Origin of the sequence: Pontibacter pamirensis (genome assembly GCF_010015475.1) — a bacterium.
Taxonomy (GTDB): Bacteria; Bacteroidota; Bacteroidia; order Cytophagales; family Hymenobacteraceae; genus Pontibacter; species Pontibacter pamirensis.
In genome coordinates this window covers 1-15,547 of record NZ_SSNI01000051.1, presented here as the reverse complement: position 1 = coordinate 15,547, position 15,547 = coordinate 1, and the positions used below count along the sequence as shown (strand labels likewise).

Below are 15,547 nucleotides of genomic sequence, written 5' to 3'. Positions count from 1 at the left end.
CGACAGTATATGAAAATTGTAATCGCAAACCAGAAAGGCGGAGTAGGAAAATCAACCACCTGCGTGCTGCTGGCTAATTACCTGGCACTGGATAGAAACGAGGAGGTAGTTATCTTTGACATGGATCAGCAGGAAACCGTCTACTCTAAGTGGGAGCGTGACCGGGAGCTGTACGAAAACGACCCGCTCTATGAGGTGCTCAAGCTTGACCTGGAAGACTACCCCAAGTATGCCGCCGATCTGGAGGCCCTAAAAGGGCAAACACAGGTGATTATCGATATGCCGGGCAGGCTGGATGATGACAGCATCCTTGCCGTGATTAAAGACGCGGATCTCATCATCTGCCCTATTGCCTACGAGCGCAGCGTGTTTGAGTCCTCGCATGTGTTTGCGCATGTGGCCAGGCACCTGAACGCTGATAATAAGATTGTCTTTCTTCCTACCAGGCTTAATAAAGCCATCAAGTATGAGACAAAAGAAAAGGTCCGGGAGGCGCTGGCCGCTTTCGGGGAGATAGCCCCGGAGATAGCGGAGCGGGTAGCCCTGCAGCGCATCGACACGGTCTCCATCAGCTCGGAAGCCAGGGAAGTGGTGCAGGAATCCTTCGATTTTATTTACGACAGATACATTAGATAAAACAATACACTCCAAAATTAAACCCCTCAGGATTAGTTCCTGAGGGGTTTTTCTTTTTAAGCTTAAAAATTTTTTAATCTTTTATGGAATATATTTTTAAATTTAATCTTATAGCGTATACATTGCGTATGTCAATGAGTAAAAATAATTCACTATTAGATAGCATAAAAGCTAAAATGGGTGCTGAGAAACCACCTGTTGTAACTGCTCCTCCGGTTACCCTAACGGTCGTGACTGAGCGAGAGCAGCCACCATCTGTCGCTACCACAGACAGAGAGGAACCGTCTGCTACCCGGCAGGCACAGGACATAGATGTTGTTCTGAATAAGGGCGGATTTGAACAGCTGGTCAAGGTGTTAGAGGCTGCGCGGAAGGAGATGGAGATTGATAAAAAGGCTGTTTACGTGGATGAGGAGAGCGCCGAAGTGCTTGAGCTGCTCAAGAAGAAGGCAAAGATAAAATCCAATGTGTTGGTGAGCTACCTGCTGCAGGAGTTCTTCAGCAAGCACAAGGAGCTTATTCAGGAGCTGGCTGAGAAGCGAAGCAATAAGTTATTAGATTAAAAAATTATAAGATTTAAGCATATTTGTTCAAAGTGCATAAAGCAGCATGTTTATTTTAAGATATTGAGTTATGGCATGGAGTACATTTTTCGGGGTTGTGATGGGAGCGTACGCCGTCTACTACGTGCTCAACCTCCTCTACGATTTATTCTTCTCACAAAAGCAGAAGGCAGCCACCGATTCAGGTGTGCACTATGACATGGAAGAACTCGCCAGTGACGAGGAGCAGCCCTATGATTTGTCTCAGGGAGAAGCAGGGGACGACGATCAGTATGAGGGCGAACAGTATGAGGACGAAGACGAAGATCAGCCTTACGAGCAGGAGGAGCTCAGCAGAACGGCAGAACCAGAGCCCGCTTTAAGAGTGGAGGGGCAGGGCATCCCCCTGGAGGAGTTCCTGAAGGACGCTAAATCATATTCAAGTTCAATATTTTAAAACCAGTTCATTTCAATCAACAGCTTTATGAAAAAGAGAATTTCATTCATGGCCATGGCACTACTGGCCTTAGTGCAGCAGACAATGGCGCAGGGGGTAGAAGGCATTGATGCGGCCTCCTCAGAGCTAACCACCTATGTGGACCCTATCGGAACACTTATCATTGTCATTGGCGCTATCGTGGGCCTGGTAGGCGGCGTGCGGGTGTTCATCAAGTGGAACACCGGAGACCAGGACGTGCAGAAATCCCTCATGGGGTGGATGGGCTCCTGCGTGTTTTTGATGCTGGTGGGCGTGGTGGTGAAGGCTTTCTTCGGCCTGTAGTCCCATGGCCACCGGAAGGCACACAGGATACAATGTGTACAAGGGGCTGCAGCAGCCTCTTGTATTCAAGTCCTTCAAGGGCCGCTACATCTACTGGGCGATGGGCAGTGTTTTAGCCGGTTTTTTCTCTGCTGTGATACTGACCGTTGCCGTTAACTTCCTCGCCGGTTTTGTTGCCCTGCTTTCCGTTTCAATGGGTGGTTTGCTCTATACCAACAGCCGCCAGAAGAAAGGACTGCATGCCAAGACCAGATCCGCCGGAGTGTACGTCATACCACACCGGTTTAGCCGCCGCCGTTAATACACCATCTACCGCCAGTTATGAAAAACAAGAAATTTACCCTGCCCTACATTGGCATCGACCGCCATGTGCACGATATTCTCTACCATGAAACCGGTGACCACTCCGTTATTCTTCGGATTACAAATCCGGTGCTCCAGTATGCCGCCGATGTGGACGCTTACACGGACTTTCATTATGTCTTCTCCAACATCGTTAAGATACTCGGCTCCGGCTACACCCTGCAGAAGCTGGATATTTTCGCGCTCAAGCAGTTCAAGGGCCGTGCCTCGGCTGATTTCCTCAGCCAGAAATACAACGAAGCATTTGAGGGCAGGGAATACCGCGACATCACAACTTACTTCACCCTAACAATGGACGTAAAGCGCTCTTCTTTCTTTACCTATGATGAGAAAGACTTCAAAGCCTTCCAGCGCAACATCACAAAAGTGGTGGAACTGCTGGAGTCCAAGGGCTTCCACCCGCATGTACTGGTAGAAAAGGAAATCAAGACGCTTATCAGCCGCCTGCTGGCCTTTAACTTCTCAGATGAGGTGTATGGCCTGAGCAACTTCAGCGCAACGGAGGAGGGCATCCGGGTGGGCAGGAGAACGATTAAAAGCATCTCCCTGGTGGACATTGACGAAATCAATTTCCCTGCCTCTATCACGCCGCACACTGATGTCAACCTGGGCTTTTCGCTGCCGGTGGACATGATGCACTTCCTGCACAAGATACCGGCCACGGACTGCGTGATTTATAACCAGGTGATACAGATTCCGGACCAGAGGGGAGAAATCAATAAGCTTATCGCCAAGCGCAAGCGCCACACCTCCATGCCGGACCCTGCCAATGATTTGGCAGTAGAGGACATCGACCGGGTGATGGCGGATATTGCGAAGGAAAACCAGCTACTCGTGCACGGGCATTACAATATCCTGGTATCTGCCGGAGAGCAGCACATCGACAGGGCCGTGAACTACATCGAGAGCGCCCTGTTCTCCCTGGGTATCATACCCTCGCACAATGCCTACAACCAGTTGGAGCTGTTCCGCTGCGTGCTGCCTGGTAACGCCTCAGAGCTGAAGGCTTATGATAAATTTCAGACCACATCGGATGCGGCGCTGTGCCTGCTGTTCAAAGAAGGATTACTCAAAGACGAGGAGTCAGGCTTTCAGGTCTTCTTCTCGGACCGTCAGGGCATCCCGGTGGCCATTGACACGAGCGACCTGCCTATCAACACCAACCGCATGAACAACCGAAATAAGTTCGTGCTGGGCCCCTCAGGCGCCGGCAAATCTTTCTTTATGAACCACCTCATCCGCCAGTATGCGCTGCAGGACACAGATGTGATTCTGGTTGATACCGGGCACTCCTACAGCGGTCTTTGCCGCTACTATGGGGGCAAGTACATCACCTACTCAGAAGAGGAGCCTATCACGATGAACCCTTTCCGGATTTCGGCAGAAGAGTTTAACGAAGAGAAGCGGGAGTTCCTCAAATCACTGGTAAGTCTCTTGTGGAAAGGATCGGACGGCACGGTGAGCCAGATAGAAGACAGCGTGCTTTCCTCTGTGGTGTCGGCTTATTACGAGGACTTCTATAAATCAGGGAAGGAGAGCAGCTACCTGAGCTTCCAATCTTTTTATGATTTCTCTATTGAAAAGATAGTCCAGATTACCCAAGCGGAGGCAATAAGCTTTGATATTACAAGCTACCGGTTTATCCTCAAAAAATTCTGCCTCGGCGGGGAGTACGGCACCATCCTCAACAATGACACAGACTCCACCCTTTTTGATGAGAAGTTTATCGTTTTCGAGATTGACGCCATCAAGGAGCATAAGATACTGTTCCCGATTACCACCATCATCATCATGGACGTGTTCCTGCAGAAGATGCGGCACAAGAAAAACCGCAAGGCCCTCATCATTGAGGAGGCCTGGAAGGCAATAGCATCCCCCCTGATGGCAGGCTATATTCTCTACGTCTACAAGACCGTGCGCAAGTTCTGGGGGGAGGCGGTGGTCGTGACCCAGGAGCTGGACGACATTATGGGTAATGCCGTGGTTAAAAACAGCATTATCAACAACTCTGACACCATCTGCCTGCTCGACCAGACCAAGTTCAAAGACAACTTCTCCGAGATAGCAAACCTGCTTTCGCTCAATGGAGTGGAGCAAAAGAAAATCTTCACCATCAACAACTTGGATAACAAGGAGGGGCGGGGCCGCTTCAAGGAAGTCTATATCAAGCGGGGCAGCACCGGTGAGGTGTACGGCGTGGAGGTGTCGCTCTACGAGTACCTGACCTTCACCACGGAGCGCAGAGAGAAGGAAGCCCTGCAGTTGTACGTGGACCGCTACACTACTTACCAGCAGGCATTGGAAATGTTCGTGCGGGACTTCCGCGCCTCGGGCATGAAGCTAAACGAATTCATTAACCTAATTAATAAAAAGAGCCATGAGAAAATACCTGTACTTGATTAGCGCCTTCACCTTCGGCTGGACTGCCTTGCAGGCGCAACAGCTTGTCTTCGACCCTGCCGTGGTGTCTACGCTGGTGGTGAACCACACCGCGCAGCAGGCGGCTTTAAATGACATAAAAGAAAGCGAGGCGGAGATATCGGCAACCCAGAAGGTTATCACAATAAAGATGGCGCAAATAAGGGAGCTGGAGGAGAAGATGTACAACTCGCTCAAGTCTGTTCAGAGCATCGTGGGCCAAAGCAAGAACATTATCTATGCTTCCAGTATTGCGCAGGATATCGGCACTTACCAGGGCCAGATGATGGACATTGCCCAGGGGGATCCGGAGCTGCTCATCATCGCCGCTAAAACCGAGCTGGAACTAGTGAACCGCACCGCTGATTTGTTTACCCATATCTACCAGGTGGCGGTGATCGGAACGGATGTGAACCTGATGACCAACGCCGACCGCCTCTCCCTCATCCGCCATGTGGTGGACGAGCTCCGCATCATGCGGGGGCTGTCCTACTCGATAGTTCGGAAGATGCGTGTGGCCAAGCATGCCGGACTGATAAAGACCATGAACCCGCTCAGCCTGAAATACCCCGATAACAGCCAGGCTATCATCAAGTCCCTGCTAGATGAGTACAAGACCATCAAAAAGTAAGCGTATGAAGCGGCTTATATACTTTTCAGGTGTGCTCTTCCTTGCTCTAACTCTTCAGCAGAGCAGGGCACAGGCTCCTGTTTCCATAGTGAATAGTAAACATGTGCGCCATCAGATGGAGCGGGAGGTCGTGACACGCTGGAATAAGTTTGACCCGAAATGGTACTTCATACTATTTCACAACAAATACCGCAAGGGCGATGACCGCCGCAACATGCTCCAGCTCCTGCCCACCATGGCAGCGCTGCAGTTGAATGCAGCAGAGGCAGAGCGGGAAGAGGAAGAGGTAAACACTGTCTGGGAGCAGGAAATGTTCAAGAGCGCCGACCGCAGCCTCAATAAAAGCTTTCACTTACTTTACGCTGGCAAGATAGGAACGCTGAACACAGAACTGGACGGGCTTCATGGAGAGGCCATAGCGGCAGGCGTGGACCTAGATATCCTGCTCAAGATCCGGCAGGAAAAAGACAGGATAAACGCTGATATCGAAATCACCAAAGAAGCCTATGAGGAGGACGCGGTAAAGGCTGAATCCTTCCGGGGCTATCTGGCCGATATGCTGACGCTCCGGGGCTACTACAGGCGCATCATCTCTCTTTTCAATACCACCAACAACCTGACAAAATAGATGCGCGAGCTCATCGACAAATCCATCTTTGACCTTTTCGACGGACTGTTCCTCAATGTTCAGGATTTGGCAGGTAGTTTTCTTGCTGATGCGCAGGCTCTGGCCGCTATCGCCATGCTACTCTACTTTGCCGTGGAGGCTTATAAGATGATGACAGGGGATGAGCAGCTTCGCTACATGGCCCTGTTCCGGCCCTTTGCCCTGGCACTCGTGATCATCTTCTGGGGCGGCTTTGTAGACGTGCTCAACTTTCCGCTGACCGTGGTAAGAGATAGCGCGAAAGGCATGTATGAAGGGCAGATAGACCAGGTGGGGGATATGCACCTTGAAAGAGTAGCGCTTATCGATAGCGTGGCTATAAAGCTCTCTGATAGTAGTGCAGACTTTGAGCAGGTGCAGGCAGAGACGCAGGACAAGGACTGGATGGAGAAAATGGGCATTGACCTGGAGCCCATGTTTAACAAAATTAAGGGCTATTACCTGATGCTCATGGCTAAGATGCACTTTACGATGATGCGCCTCGTGGAGTACGTGGTGGTACTGCTCTACCAGGTGTGCGTTTACATCGTCTTTTTCCTGCAGATCATCTTTGCCGGCATACTCGTGATACTGGGGCCTTTCTCCTTTGCCCTGAGCATCCTGCCCGGCTTCCGCGACTCCTACCTCACCTGGATAGGCCGCTACATCTCCGTGGGGCTCTACTCTACCATCGCCTACATCGTGATGTCGATTTCTTTTGTGCTCGTCAAGTACGGGCTGATGAAGGAAATAGAGATTCTCAGGGCCGTGCTGGACAATGAGGAGATGTTCATTGCCTATGTGTCTTACCCGTCGGGAAGCATCAGCTTTTATGTCGTCAGCCTTATCATCAGTGGACTAGCCATGCTCAGTATCCCGGTCATCTCCACCTGGATCATTAACACCAGCGGCATTGGCAACGCCATCGGCTCTATGGCCGGGGGAGCAGGCAAGGCCATGCGCAATTTCTCAAGGTAAATTTTATAAGCACCATGATTCAAAACATCGAAAAGAAAATAAAGCTCTCGCTTGCTATCAGTGTGGGCAGCTTTATCACCAGCATCATCCTGGCGGCCATGGCATTGGTTTTTGCTTACAGCCTGGTAAACGAGCAACGCAAGAACATCTACGTGCTCGACCACAACGTGCCGGTGCTGGTACGCCAGACAGACCACGGCACCAACCGGGAGGTGGAGTATGAGTCGCACGTGAACATGTTCCACCTGCTCTTCTTCACGCTCCCTCCGGACGATGCCTACATCAAAAACAACCTCAACAAGGCCATGTACCTGGTGGACGACACAGGGCTTGCGCAGTACAACAACCTGAAAGAGAAAGGCTACTACAATTCCATCCTGGCCAGCTCTGCCCTGCTTACTATTCAAACTGACAGCATCACCGTGGACGGGAACCGCCATTTTACCTACTACGCCAGGCAGCGCATCGAGCGGCCTACTTCCATTGCCACGAGGGCTCTGATAACGGAAGGTGATTTGCAGGACGTACCGCGCACGGAGAACAACCCCCACGGCCTAATTATCAAGAACTGGAAAACCGTTCTTAACAAAGACCTGGAGTATGTGGAGAAGAAGAATTTTTAACTGGGCTAACACGCACCAGAAAGCGATGGCGGCAGGCATGTTCTTCGTGATGGCCTCAGGTATTATGTGGCTCATAGCAGGACGCAACGAGACGCAGGGGAGCTTTGATGCTACGGCGAACCTTCTCTACTCCGGCATCAATAAAGAGCAGCAGACAAGGCCTGTGACAGCCGACATGCTGGAGATGATGCGTCTCTACGGTGAGGTGCAATCCATTAACCCCGATAGCCTCTCGCCACAAGACAGCGCTTTCCTTCATGACATAGACAGACAGCTAAACCGTATTATCCATGAATAAGATAGACTTCAAAAAAGGGCGCTACATTCTGCCGCTTATCGTGCTGCCGTTCCTCTTTATCTTTAATTACCTCTACCTCGACACGTTCCCTGCTGCAGGGGAGAGCGCAGCGGAGCCAGGCACAACACTGCTGGTAGAAACTGCTTCCCTAAACACGGACCTTCCGGACGCGAACCTCAAAAAGCGGGAGGTGAAAGATAAGTTCAAAGCTTCCAGGGAAGAGCATAAATACAGAACTGACTACTCTGCCATCCGGGAGCTGGGTGATAACACCACCACACAGCAGGAGTACGGCAGCGTTTATTCAGCAGAAGAGCAGGCTATACTTGACAGCCTCAACAACCAGATACTGGCTAACCAGCAGGCGGAGCCTTTCATGGAGCGCGTCAGCCAACGGCAGGCGGGCGCAGGTTATGCCACGGCAACTGCCCCGGCGAGAAGAACGCCCAGCAGAAAAACAGAATCGGACTATGAGAAGGAAATGCGCCTGTTCCGTGAGCAAATGGCCTACGTCGATAGTTTGTCCAGGGCAGGAGAGGAGCCGGCAAAACCGCGGACTCCTCCAGTGGCCACAAAGCCAGCAGAGCCGGAACCGGAGGCGCTGGCCGTAAGTAAGACAGCCAACGCCAATACCGCCTACTTTAACACTATTTCGGGTGCACCTACTGAGCAGTTTATTAAAGCTATTCTGGATGAAGGACTGAAGGTACGGGAAGGGGGCAGAATCCGCGTCCGGCTACTCGACGACATCTATGTCGCTGACATGGAAATAGCGAAGGGCAGCTACCTCTACGGCCTTGTCTCAGGCTTCAGCGCGCAAAGAGTAGATATCACCATTACTTCTATTCTGCAGGGGGACGAGGTGTTGCCTGTCAGCCTGAGCGTGTATGATAACGACGGCTTGAAGGGATTGTACGTGCCGGACTCGCAGTTCCGGGAGTTCACCCAGGAGCTGGCCAGCCGTGCCACGCAGGGACAATCAGTGAACTTTGGAACTGATGCCTCTAACTCCGCTGAAATGCTCTACTCCATGGCAGACCGCATGGCTCAGACTGCGACACGGGCGGCGGGTTCCGCCATCAAACGCAACAAAGCAAAGCTCAAGTACAACACCATTGTCTACCTGATTGATAACAAAGCCAAAAAAAGATAAAATGAAGAAGCTCTCAATACTACTGTTCCTCTTCTTGTTTTCTGTTGCCTCCTTTGGGCAATCAAAAGAACCGGAAACCATCTACATCCATAAAGACATATCAACGCACTTCATCAGCCCGGAGCCTATCCAGTATGTCGATATCTCCACTGATGATGTGGCCGGTGACATACCCGTTGCCAACATGCTGCGGGTAAAGGCCAAGAACGGCAAGCCTGCCCTGGGCGTGGTGACCATCGTCGGAGAGCGGTTCATGGTCCAGTACAGGCTGAGCTATGCCCAAACGGCGGGCGGGGCGCAGTCTGAGGTCAGAATAGACCCCACGCAGGTAGATGAGTTCATTAATCCTGCCGTGGCCATGAGCACCGAGGAGATGCAGCGCTTCGCGCTTGCGGCCGTGCAGGAGAGGCCGAGGGTAACGCATGTGCGCAACACAAAGCAGAAGGTGGAAATAAAGCTCAACAACAACTACACCGTGGGGGACTACTTCTTTATGGATGTGTCGATGAAGAACCGCACCAACATCGCCTATGACATTGACCAGATCCGCTTTCTTATTGAGGACAAGAAAGTAGTGAAGGCCACTAACTTTCAGCAGCTGGAGGTGGAGCCGGTGTTCACGCTCTATGATACGGACAACTTCAAGCGCAAGTACCGCAACGTGTTCGTGTTCCGGAAATTCACTTTCCCCGATGAGAAGGTGTTCAACATGGAGGTGGCAGAGGAACAGGTGTCAGGCCGCACTATCTCGCTCAAGGTGAACTACAGAGACGTACTGAACGCGGATACGCTGTAGATTCATTAGCATCATGAGGCTAATGAACCTCATTACTTTCATTTCCCTTTTGTAAATTTTTACTGCTATGGAAGAATCAAGCGAAATAAAGAAGCTGTACTCGTTTCTACAGGGCTTTGTCTACTTTACCCTGATGGTAGAGTTTGCCGTGCACCTGTATGCGGATGCAGCTTTTCTGGCCAGCGTGAAACCGGTAGTGGACAGGCTCTCACGCCTCCCCATCTACGAGAACATCTATTTCTCCAAGGCTTTTACTTTTGGGATGATCATGATAGTGGCCCTGGGTACCAAAGCGCAGAAGAACCTGAACCATGATCCGCTAAAGCACATCTTCCTGCCGCTTTTCATCGGCGCGGTGCTGTTTCTGGGTTCGGGATTCTTCTATTATTATGTGAGTGAGACGGCGCTCTTCTACGGCATTACGCTTTTCGAGGTGCTCTACACGGTGTTTTCCCTGCTGGGGGCTGTGCTGATACACGTGGCGCTCGATAACGTGTCCAAGCGCATCCAGAGCGGATTGATGAAAGATAAATTCAACGTGGAGAATGAGTCTTTTGAGCAGTCGCGCGACTTGATGGTAACGCCCTACTCGGTGAACATCCCCATGCTCTACTACCACAAGCGCAGGATTAACGAGGGCTGGCTGAATATCGTCAATCCCTTCCGGGCAACACTGCTGATAGGTACTCCCGGCTCCGGAAAGTCTTTCTCGATTGTGAACCCGTTTATTAAACAGATGCTGGCCAAGGGCTTTTCGATGGCACTGTATGATTTCAAGTTTCCCGATTTAGGGAAACTCGCTTACTACCATTACCTGGTGAGTAAGAAGAAAGGCCCTCTCCAAAACCACAGGTTTCATGTCATCAACTTTAACAGCGTGGAGCACAGCCGCAGGTTTAACCCGCTCAAGCCCGAGTACCTGCCTACGCTGGCTGATGCGGTAGAGACAGCCGAGGCGCTGTTGCAGTCGCTCACGAAAAACGACAGGGAGTCGGGTGCCGCGCAGTTCTTCACGCAGTCGGCCGTCAACTTCCTGGCCAGCTGTATCTTCTTTCTGAGCCGGTACCAGGAAGGAAGGTACTCAACCTTTCCGCATGTGCTGGCCCTCTTGAACCTAGGCTACGAGGAGATATTCGAGCTGCTCTTTTCCGAGCCACAGCTCAAGAGCCTGCTCTCTCCCTTCCGCACGGCTTATATAAACAAGGCATTCGACCAGTTGGAGGGGCAGATAGGCACGCTTAAAATCAATGTCGGCCGGCTGGCCACGAAGGAGACTTTCTGGGTGCTCTCCGGCGATGACTTTGATTTAAAGATAACGAACCCCAAAGCGCCGTCTGTACTGGTGATCGCCAACGACCCTTCCACGCAGAGCATCAACAGCGCCTGCAACGCCCTTATCTTAAACCGCATGACCAAGCTCATCAACTCGAAAGGGAACCTGCCCTGCGGCCTGATAGTGGATGAGTCGCCGACGCTTTACGTGCATAAGGTAGAGAACCTGATAGCCACAGCGAGAAGCAATAAGATAGCCGTGCTGCTGGGCCTTCAGGAGCTGCCGCAGCTTCGCCAGCAGTACGGTAGGGAAACAGCCGACACTATCTGCTCTGTGGCTGCCAACGTGCTCTCGGGCTCTGTCAGGAACAAGGAGACGCTCGACTGGCTGGAGAAGATATTCGGAAAGGTAAGACAGCAGAAGCAGGGGGTAAGCATCGATAGGAACAGAACCTCGGTGAGTATGAATGAGGAGATGGGCTCACTCATACCCGCCTCCAAGATAGCCAACCTAAGGGCAGGGGAGATGGTGGGGCAGGTGGCCTTTGATAATGCAGTATATGATGGACAACATATAAGCAGCACGTATAACTGTAAAATCAATCTTAACCTTAAGGAGGTTGCAAAAGAGGAAGAGCAGTATGTAGATATGCCAATATTTTATAAATTTGGAACTACTGCCGCCCGAAACACCAAACTTGAAGCAAACTTCATTAAAATCAATAAGGATATTGAGTCACTCATTTCTGCGTTTCAAGTATGAACATTACACTATCAGACATAGGGGGAAAGCTTAGCGCCTTCCGTAAAACACTGGGCCTTTCACAGAAGGAGGTATCCGTGGCCATGGGAGCCCACCAGACACAAATCTCTAAGCTGGAAAACGGAGAGGGCAGCAGCATTGAGTTGCTGTTGCAGGTGTTGAACTACTATGGCACTACCTATCAACTCAGGTACATCCTGGCAGATACGTTCGATATCGTCACGGGGGGAGAGGGTGAAGCACTCACAAGCCCTTACAACAGCATTGCCGTGGAGCGGCTCTCCCTGCTGGGGGAGGAAGTAAATGCCCAGCTGGTGGAAGTGAAAAGGTTGCTCAGTAACACTCCTTCTTAGTCTATGGAGGGGAGCGGCGGACCACTTCTATTTTTGCGGTAGATCAGGTCCTGGTATTAATTAACAATATACGTTAAAAGTATAAGTATGAACTTTGACATAAAGGATCTCCCTTACGCGCAGTTTGAGAAGCTGGGGTTGAACAGGAAGGATGTCCTGAACATGAACGAAGACCTTGCCGCCCTGCTGTCAGGTAACCGCACCAGCCTTCGGACCTTCTCTGTGGAGTTGACCGGAGGGCAGCGCTTTGAGACGGATGCCAGGCTCTCGCTTTTCCGCAACCCCGACAACTCACTTTCCCTGAACGTGCACCCGGTGCGTGCCCAGATAAACAATGACATCGGGGCCACTCCCCAGGAGCTGGAGAAGCTAAAGGCGGGAGGCCTGCTGGTTCGGGACCACGTTGCCCTGAACGGAGAAAGGGAGCCGCATTACTTTCAGCTCGACCGGGAGACCAATGAGATACTGAAAGCCCGGGTGCGTGACTTCCATGTGCCGAATGCCATAAAGGATGTTGTGCTCAGTTCAGACCAGAAAGAGCAGCTTCGCCAGGGCAATGTGCTGGAGCTTCGGTCAAAGGGAGGGGATGAGATCATACGTGCCCGTGTGGACCTTAACGAGCCGCGCGGATTCACCACAAAGCCTGATCAGCTGCTTGGGCAATCGGAAAGCAGGGGAGTAAGCAGCGAAGAGATAAAGCCTACCGGGCCGAAGCGCTAAACTAAAAGTAGCCTATGATGACATTCAAGGAATACCGGGAAAAGGTACCCATCATTCAGGCAGCTGAGTCACTGGGCTATGTGGCAGACCTGACAAAGGGGCGCCGAAGCCTGGAGTACAGGCACCCGGATGGCGACACAGTGATCATCAATAACCCGCGTGACCCGGGCAGGCAGCTATACTTCAACCGGGACGGGAGCACTGACCGGGGATCCGTCATCGACTTTGTGGCCAGCAGGCTTCACCGGTTCAATGAATCCTACTCCTCCCCAGCAGAAGGTGTCAACCAGGTGCTTTCCCGGCTGTTCAGTGAGCCGCAAGCCTTCAGGCCTGCCTTTGCCCCACCGCCGCCTAAAGCCTTCGATGCAGGCCGCTATGCTCCTCAACCGCTGTCAGTAGGCAAGCTCCATTATTTGATTAAAGAGCGTGGCCTTGAGAGGGAGACAATAGAAAAATTCCTGCCCTTCATTCGCCTGGTGAAAGACACAGCCAAAGACCCGGGGAAAGTATACGCCAACATTGGTTTCCCGCTTACACGCCCAGGCTCTAATGCTGTCATCGGGTATGACCTGCGCAACTATGGCTTTAAGAGCGTAGCCGCTGGCTCTAACCGGCAGAGCGGCATGTGGATAGCGGACTTCGCCGGCAGCCAGGCACGCACCCGGAACGTGTTCTTCGCAGAGAACCCCATCGACGCAATGAGTTTTTACCAGCTGCGGCGCAAAGAGATGGATATGCAGTCGGCTGTTTTCGTTTCTTTCGGCGGTGGTATTTCAAAGAACCAGGTTCGCCTGGCGCTGGAGCACTGGCCACAGGCAGCCAAGAGAACCCTATTTGACAATGATTACCAGGGCAGGGTGTATGATATCGTACTGGCCACGGCCATCGCCGGGAAGGAGTCTTCTTTCCGGAAGGAATCCGACAGCCTGCACTTTACAGTAAACGAAAAGAAATTTGAGATACCAGTGTCAACGCTCAGCCTGCGCACTTTTGAGAGGGAATCAGGCATCCGCTCCGGGCTGCACGTGCACAAGGCCAGTGGCGCCAAAGATTTCAATGATTTGATTCACCCTTCTGCTGCGCAAAAAAAAAGCGTAGCGATGAAAATGTAATTTAACCCAACTCCAAAAAAACAAGCTTATGAAAACACTCTCAAAATTAACCGCGCTCTTGTTCTTTGTTTTGCTCTTGGCCGGTTGCGGCGACTCCGGGAAAGATGACCCTACGCCTGAAGCGGCTACCTTTCGGGTGGACATTCAGCAGTCAGGAGAGTATGAGAAGTTTTTTAAAATTATCACACTCAATGGCGGCGAATTTTACAAAACCAACACCCAGGAGGAAATGCCAACCCTGCTACTAGACGAGGACCTGACTGGAACGACTTACTCCTATGAGGGGGAGGGCGTAAGAGAGCTCCGCTTCTCTGCCACTATTGGCTTTAACCCAACGGAAGATGCCCCAGCAGAAATGGGGCTGAAGATTACCGTCTACCGGAACGACAAGCTCCTGGATGAAACAACCTACACTTTCACGGAAGACTCCGACACCGTGCAAAAAGAACTTACCTACAGGGCTGGCCAGTAGCAACCTGCTCAGGGTTATTTCCTCTATGTTACAAAACATCTTTAAAATGCCGGGTATTTTTATAGAAAATGAAGCTTTTATTAAATTAAATACTGATTAAGCTGGGGGTATATAGGTAGGCTGATGTTACAAAATGGGTCTTCTTTACATTGTATTGCAGTGAATTTAAGCACATTATTGTACTGCAGGAGTTTCGCAAAACTTAAAGCAGTATGTGATGGCAGAAAACGAAAAAGGAAAGAAAGAAGAAGCAACATCACCAGGTGAGGAGCGTCCTTTTGTTCCGTTCCCCCAAGGGTGCGCGTTCAGCAGGCCCTTTGATACAGCCCCGTTGCTTCAGGCGCTGATGGCCAATGATGGTCCAATGGGCGTGGCGCAGTCGCTAGATCATGCTTATGCGGCACTGGCAGAGTACCTGGCCAATGACCCTAACACCGCCGGGCAACAGTATGGCCATATACTTTATGACCTGCGCAGGATGAGGAATGCGTTGCTGCAGGGGGGAGGCTGGCACCAGCTGTAGGTAGTAGGCCCTCCCCGGCAAGCTTTGCCCCCAGCGTCCAGCTCTCCGCCAGCTTCCTCATTGCGCTGCACTCTTCAGCTGGAAGAACAGGCGCCACACCCGAATTATTAGATAAACAAAGGAAACACAGTAAACGAAGTAATACATGTTTACTGTGTTTCCTTCTTCAAGTTTGCTATCTCTTCCCCACTGCATTGCTCTCCGGAGTAAGGCCCTGGCTTTGCCTCTCCTCCGCGAAGGCTTTAACTGATTTTGAATCAGGCGAAACTGTTACAAAAGGGGAAGGAAAGCAGGTTGTGCCGTTCATGCTTTGTACTCCTCATACTCCTCCACTCCTATCCTACGATTAGGACACAAATTTTTGCGCGAGCATCCACCCATCGAAGATTTTACAGAATTCCATGTATCCGCGGTGGAGGGTGATAACACCTGCTCTCTTTTCATGTGGCTTCCATCCTCCCAGCCTG

General features: G+C 51.3%; 19 protein-coding genes. All 19 read left to right on the top strand.

Annotated features, from left to right (window positions below):
• The first annotated feature begins 9 nt into the window (after positions 1-9).
• The 19 genes from E1919_RS24355 to E1919_RS24265 all read left to right on the top strand — a co-directional run bounded on the left by E1919_RS24355 (position 10) and on the right by E1919_RS24265 (position 15,080).
• Positions 10-636, top strand: coding sequence for a ParA family protein (locus E1919_RS24355; protein ID WP_162056024.1), 627 nt, complete (start codon positions 10-12; stop codon positions 634-636).
• A 176-nt stretch (positions 637-812) separates the two neighbouring features.
• A complete protein-coding gene (locus E1919_RS24350) occupies positions 813-1,199 on the top strand; it encodes a hypothetical protein (protein WP_162056023.1) in 387 nt (128 codons plus the stop codon).
• Positions 1,200-1,269: 70 nt separating this feature from the next.
• Positions 1,270-1,635, top strand: coding sequence for a hypothetical protein (locus E1919_RS24345; RefSeq protein WP_162056022.1), 366 nt, complete (start codon positions 1,270-1,272; stop codon positions 1,633-1,635).
• Between the two features lie 27 nt (positions 1,636-1,662).
• Positions 1,663-1,959 carry a DUF4134 domain-containing protein gene (locus E1919_RS24340; protein WP_162056021.1) on the top strand — a complete coding sequence of 99 codons (297 nt, stop codon included), beginning with the start codon at positions 1,663-1,665 and terminating at the stop codon, positions 1,957-1,959.
• 4 nt (positions 1,960-1,963) lie between these two features.
• A complete protein-coding gene (locus E1919_RS24335; RefSeq protein ID WP_162056020.1) occupies positions 1,964-2,260 on the top strand; it encodes a DUF4133 domain-containing protein in 297 nt (98 codons plus the stop codon).
• Between the two features lie 20 nt (positions 2,261-2,280).
• Complete coding sequence (locus E1919_RS24330) at positions 2,281-4,725, top strand: TraG family conjugative transposon ATPase (RefSeq protein WP_162056019.1); 2,445 nt, start codon at positions 2,281-2,283, stop codon at positions 4,723-4,725.
• A complete protein-coding gene (locus tag E1919_RS24325) occupies positions 4,700-5,371 on the top strand; it encodes a plasmid transfer protein (protein WP_162056018.1) in 672 nt (223 codons plus the stop codon). Before E1919_RS24330 ends, E1919_RS24325 begins: the two co-directional genes overlap by 26 nt.
• A gap of 4 nt (positions 5,372-5,375) precedes the next feature.
• Positions 5,376-5,999: a hypothetical protein gene (locus E1919_RS24320; RefSeq protein WP_162056017.1), complete on the top strand. Its 624-nt coding sequence runs from the start codon at positions 5,376-5,378 to the stop codon at positions 5,997-5,999.
• Positions 6,000-6,995, top strand: a complete 996-nt coding sequence (locus E1919_RS24315; RefSeq protein ID WP_162056016.1) for a plasmid transfer protein — start codon at positions 6,000-6,002, stop codon at positions 6,993-6,995. It abuts the gene before it with no gap.
• Positions 6,996-7,009: 14 nt separating this feature from the next.
• A complete protein-coding gene (gene traK / locus E1919_RS24310) occupies positions 7,010-7,618 on the top strand; it encodes a conjugative transposon protein TraK (RefSeq protein ID WP_162056015.1) in 609 nt (202 codons plus the stop codon).
• The gene (locus E1919_RS24305; RefSeq protein WP_162056014.1) at positions 7,596-7,916 is read left to right on the top strand and encodes a hypothetical protein; all 321 of its coding nucleotides are present in this window, start codon (positions 7,596-7,598) and stop codon (positions 7,914-7,916) included. The genes traK and E1919_RS24305 overlap by 23 nt, the downstream gene beginning before the upstream one ends.
• Positions 7,909-9,069 (top strand): conjugative transposon protein TraM, encoded by a 1,161-nt coding sequence (traM, locus tag E1919_RS24300; RefSeq protein WP_162056013.1) that lies wholly within the window; start codon positions 7,909-7,911, stop codon positions 9,067-9,069. The genes E1919_RS24305 and traM overlap by 8 nt, the downstream gene beginning before the upstream one ends.
• Position 9,070: 1 nt before the next feature.
• Complete coding sequence (gene traN, locus E1919_RS24295) at positions 9,071-9,865, top strand: conjugative transposon protein TraN (protein ID WP_162056012.1); 795 nt, start codon at positions 9,071-9,073, stop codon at positions 9,863-9,865.
• 67 nt (positions 9,866-9,932) lie between these two features.
• Entirely contained in the window at positions 9,933-11,900 is a 1,968-nt protein-coding gene (locus E1919_RS24290) for a type IV secretory system conjugative DNA transfer family protein (RefSeq protein ID WP_162056011.1), read from the top strand.
• Positions 11,897-12,253 (top strand): helix-turn-helix domain-containing protein, encoded by a 357-nt coding sequence (locus tag E1919_RS24285; RefSeq protein WP_162056010.1) that lies wholly within the window; start codon positions 11,897-11,899, stop codon positions 12,251-12,253. Before E1919_RS24290 ends, E1919_RS24285 begins: the two co-directional genes overlap by 4 nt.
• 87 nt (positions 12,254-12,340) lie before the next feature.
• Entirely contained in the window at positions 12,341-12,973 is a 633-nt protein-coding gene (locus E1919_RS24280; protein WP_162056009.1) for a DUF4099 domain-containing protein, read from the top strand.
• A 14-nt stretch (positions 12,974-12,987) separates the two neighbouring features.
• Positions 12,988-14,085, top strand: coding sequence for a toprim domain-containing protein (locus E1919_RS24275; protein WP_162056008.1), 1,098 nt, complete (start codon positions 12,988-12,990; stop codon positions 14,083-14,085).
• 28 nt (positions 14,086-14,113) lie between these two features.
• A complete protein-coding gene (locus E1919_RS24270; protein ID WP_162056007.1) occupies positions 14,114-14,557 on the top strand; it encodes a beta-barrel fold lipoprotein in 444 nt (147 codons plus the stop codon).
• A gap of 217 nt (positions 14,558-14,774) precedes the next feature.
• Positions 14,775-15,080: a hypothetical protein gene (locus tag E1919_RS24265; RefSeq protein ID WP_162056006.1), complete on the top strand. Its 306-nt coding sequence runs from the start codon at positions 14,775-14,777 to the stop codon at positions 15,078-15,080.
• Positions 15,081-15,547: the final 467 nt, after the last annotated feature.

Bases quoted from the DNA above. Each gene is read 5' to 3' on its own strand.
- E1919_RS24355 (WP_162056024.1), top strand. From the start codon at position 10: ATGAAAATTGTAATCGCAAACCAGAAAGGCGGAGTAGGAAAATCAACC.
- E1919_RS24350 (WP_162056023.1), top strand. From the start codon at position 813: ATGGGTGCTGAGAAACCACCTGTTGTAACTGCTCCTCCGGTTACCCTA.
- E1919_RS24345 (WP_162056022.1), top strand. From the start codon at position 1,270: ATGGCATGGAGTACATTTTTCGGGGTTGTGATGGGAGCGTACGCCGTC.
- E1919_RS24340 (WP_162056021.1), top strand. From the start codon at position 1,663: ATGAAAAAGAGAATTTCATTCATGGCCATGGCACTACTGGCCTTAGTG.
- E1919_RS24335 (WP_162056020.1), top strand. From the start codon at position 1,964: ATGGCCACCGGAAGGCACACAGGATACAATGTGTACAAGGGGCTGCAG.
- E1919_RS24330 (WP_162056019.1), top strand. From the start codon at position 2,281: ATGAAAAACAAGAAATTTACCCTGCCCTACATTGGCATCGACCGCCAT.
- E1919_RS24325 (WP_162056018.1), top strand. From the start codon at position 4,700: ATGAGAAAATACCTGTACTTGATTAGCGCCTTCACCTTCGGCTGGACT.
- E1919_RS24320 (WP_162056017.1), top strand. From the start codon at position 5,376: ATGAAGCGGCTTATATACTTTTCAGGTGTGCTCTTCCTTGCTCTAACT.
- E1919_RS24315 (WP_162056016.1), top strand. From the start codon at position 6,000: ATGCGCGAGCTCATCGACAAATCCATCTTTGACCTTTTCGACGGACTG.
- traK (WP_162056015.1), top strand. From the start codon at position 7,010: ATGATTCAAAACATCGAAAAGAAAATAAAGCTCTCGCTTGCTATCAGT.
- E1919_RS24305 (WP_162056014.1), top strand. From the start codon at position 7,596: ATGTGGAGAAGAAGAATTTTTAACTGGGCTAACACGCACCAGAAAGCG.
- traM (WP_162056013.1), top strand. From the start codon at position 7,909: ATGAATAAGATAGACTTCAAAAAAGGGCGCTACATTCTGCCGCTTATC.
- traN (WP_162056012.1), top strand. From the start codon at position 9,071: ATGAAGAAGCTCTCAATACTACTGTTCCTCTTCTTGTTTTCTGTTGCC.
- E1919_RS24290 (WP_162056011.1), top strand. From the start codon at position 9,933: ATGGAAGAATCAAGCGAAATAAAGAAGCTGTACTCGTTTCTACAGGGC.
- E1919_RS24285 (WP_162056010.1), top strand. From the start codon at position 11,897: ATGAACATTACACTATCAGACATAGGGGGAAAGCTTAGCGCCTTCCGT.
- E1919_RS24280 (WP_162056009.1), top strand. From the start codon at position 12,341: ATGAACTTTGACATAAAGGATCTCCCTTACGCGCAGTTTGAGAAGCTG.
- E1919_RS24275 (WP_162056008.1), top strand. From the start codon at position 12,988: ATGATGACATTCAAGGAATACCGGGAAAAGGTACCCATCATTCAGGCA.
- E1919_RS24270 (WP_162056007.1), top strand. From the start codon at position 14,114: ATGAAAACACTCTCAAAATTAACCGCGCTCTTGTTCTTTGTTTTGCTC.
- E1919_RS24265 (WP_162056006.1), top strand. From the start codon at position 14,775: ATGGCAGAAAACGAAAAAGGAAAGAAAGAAGAAGCAACATCACCAGGT.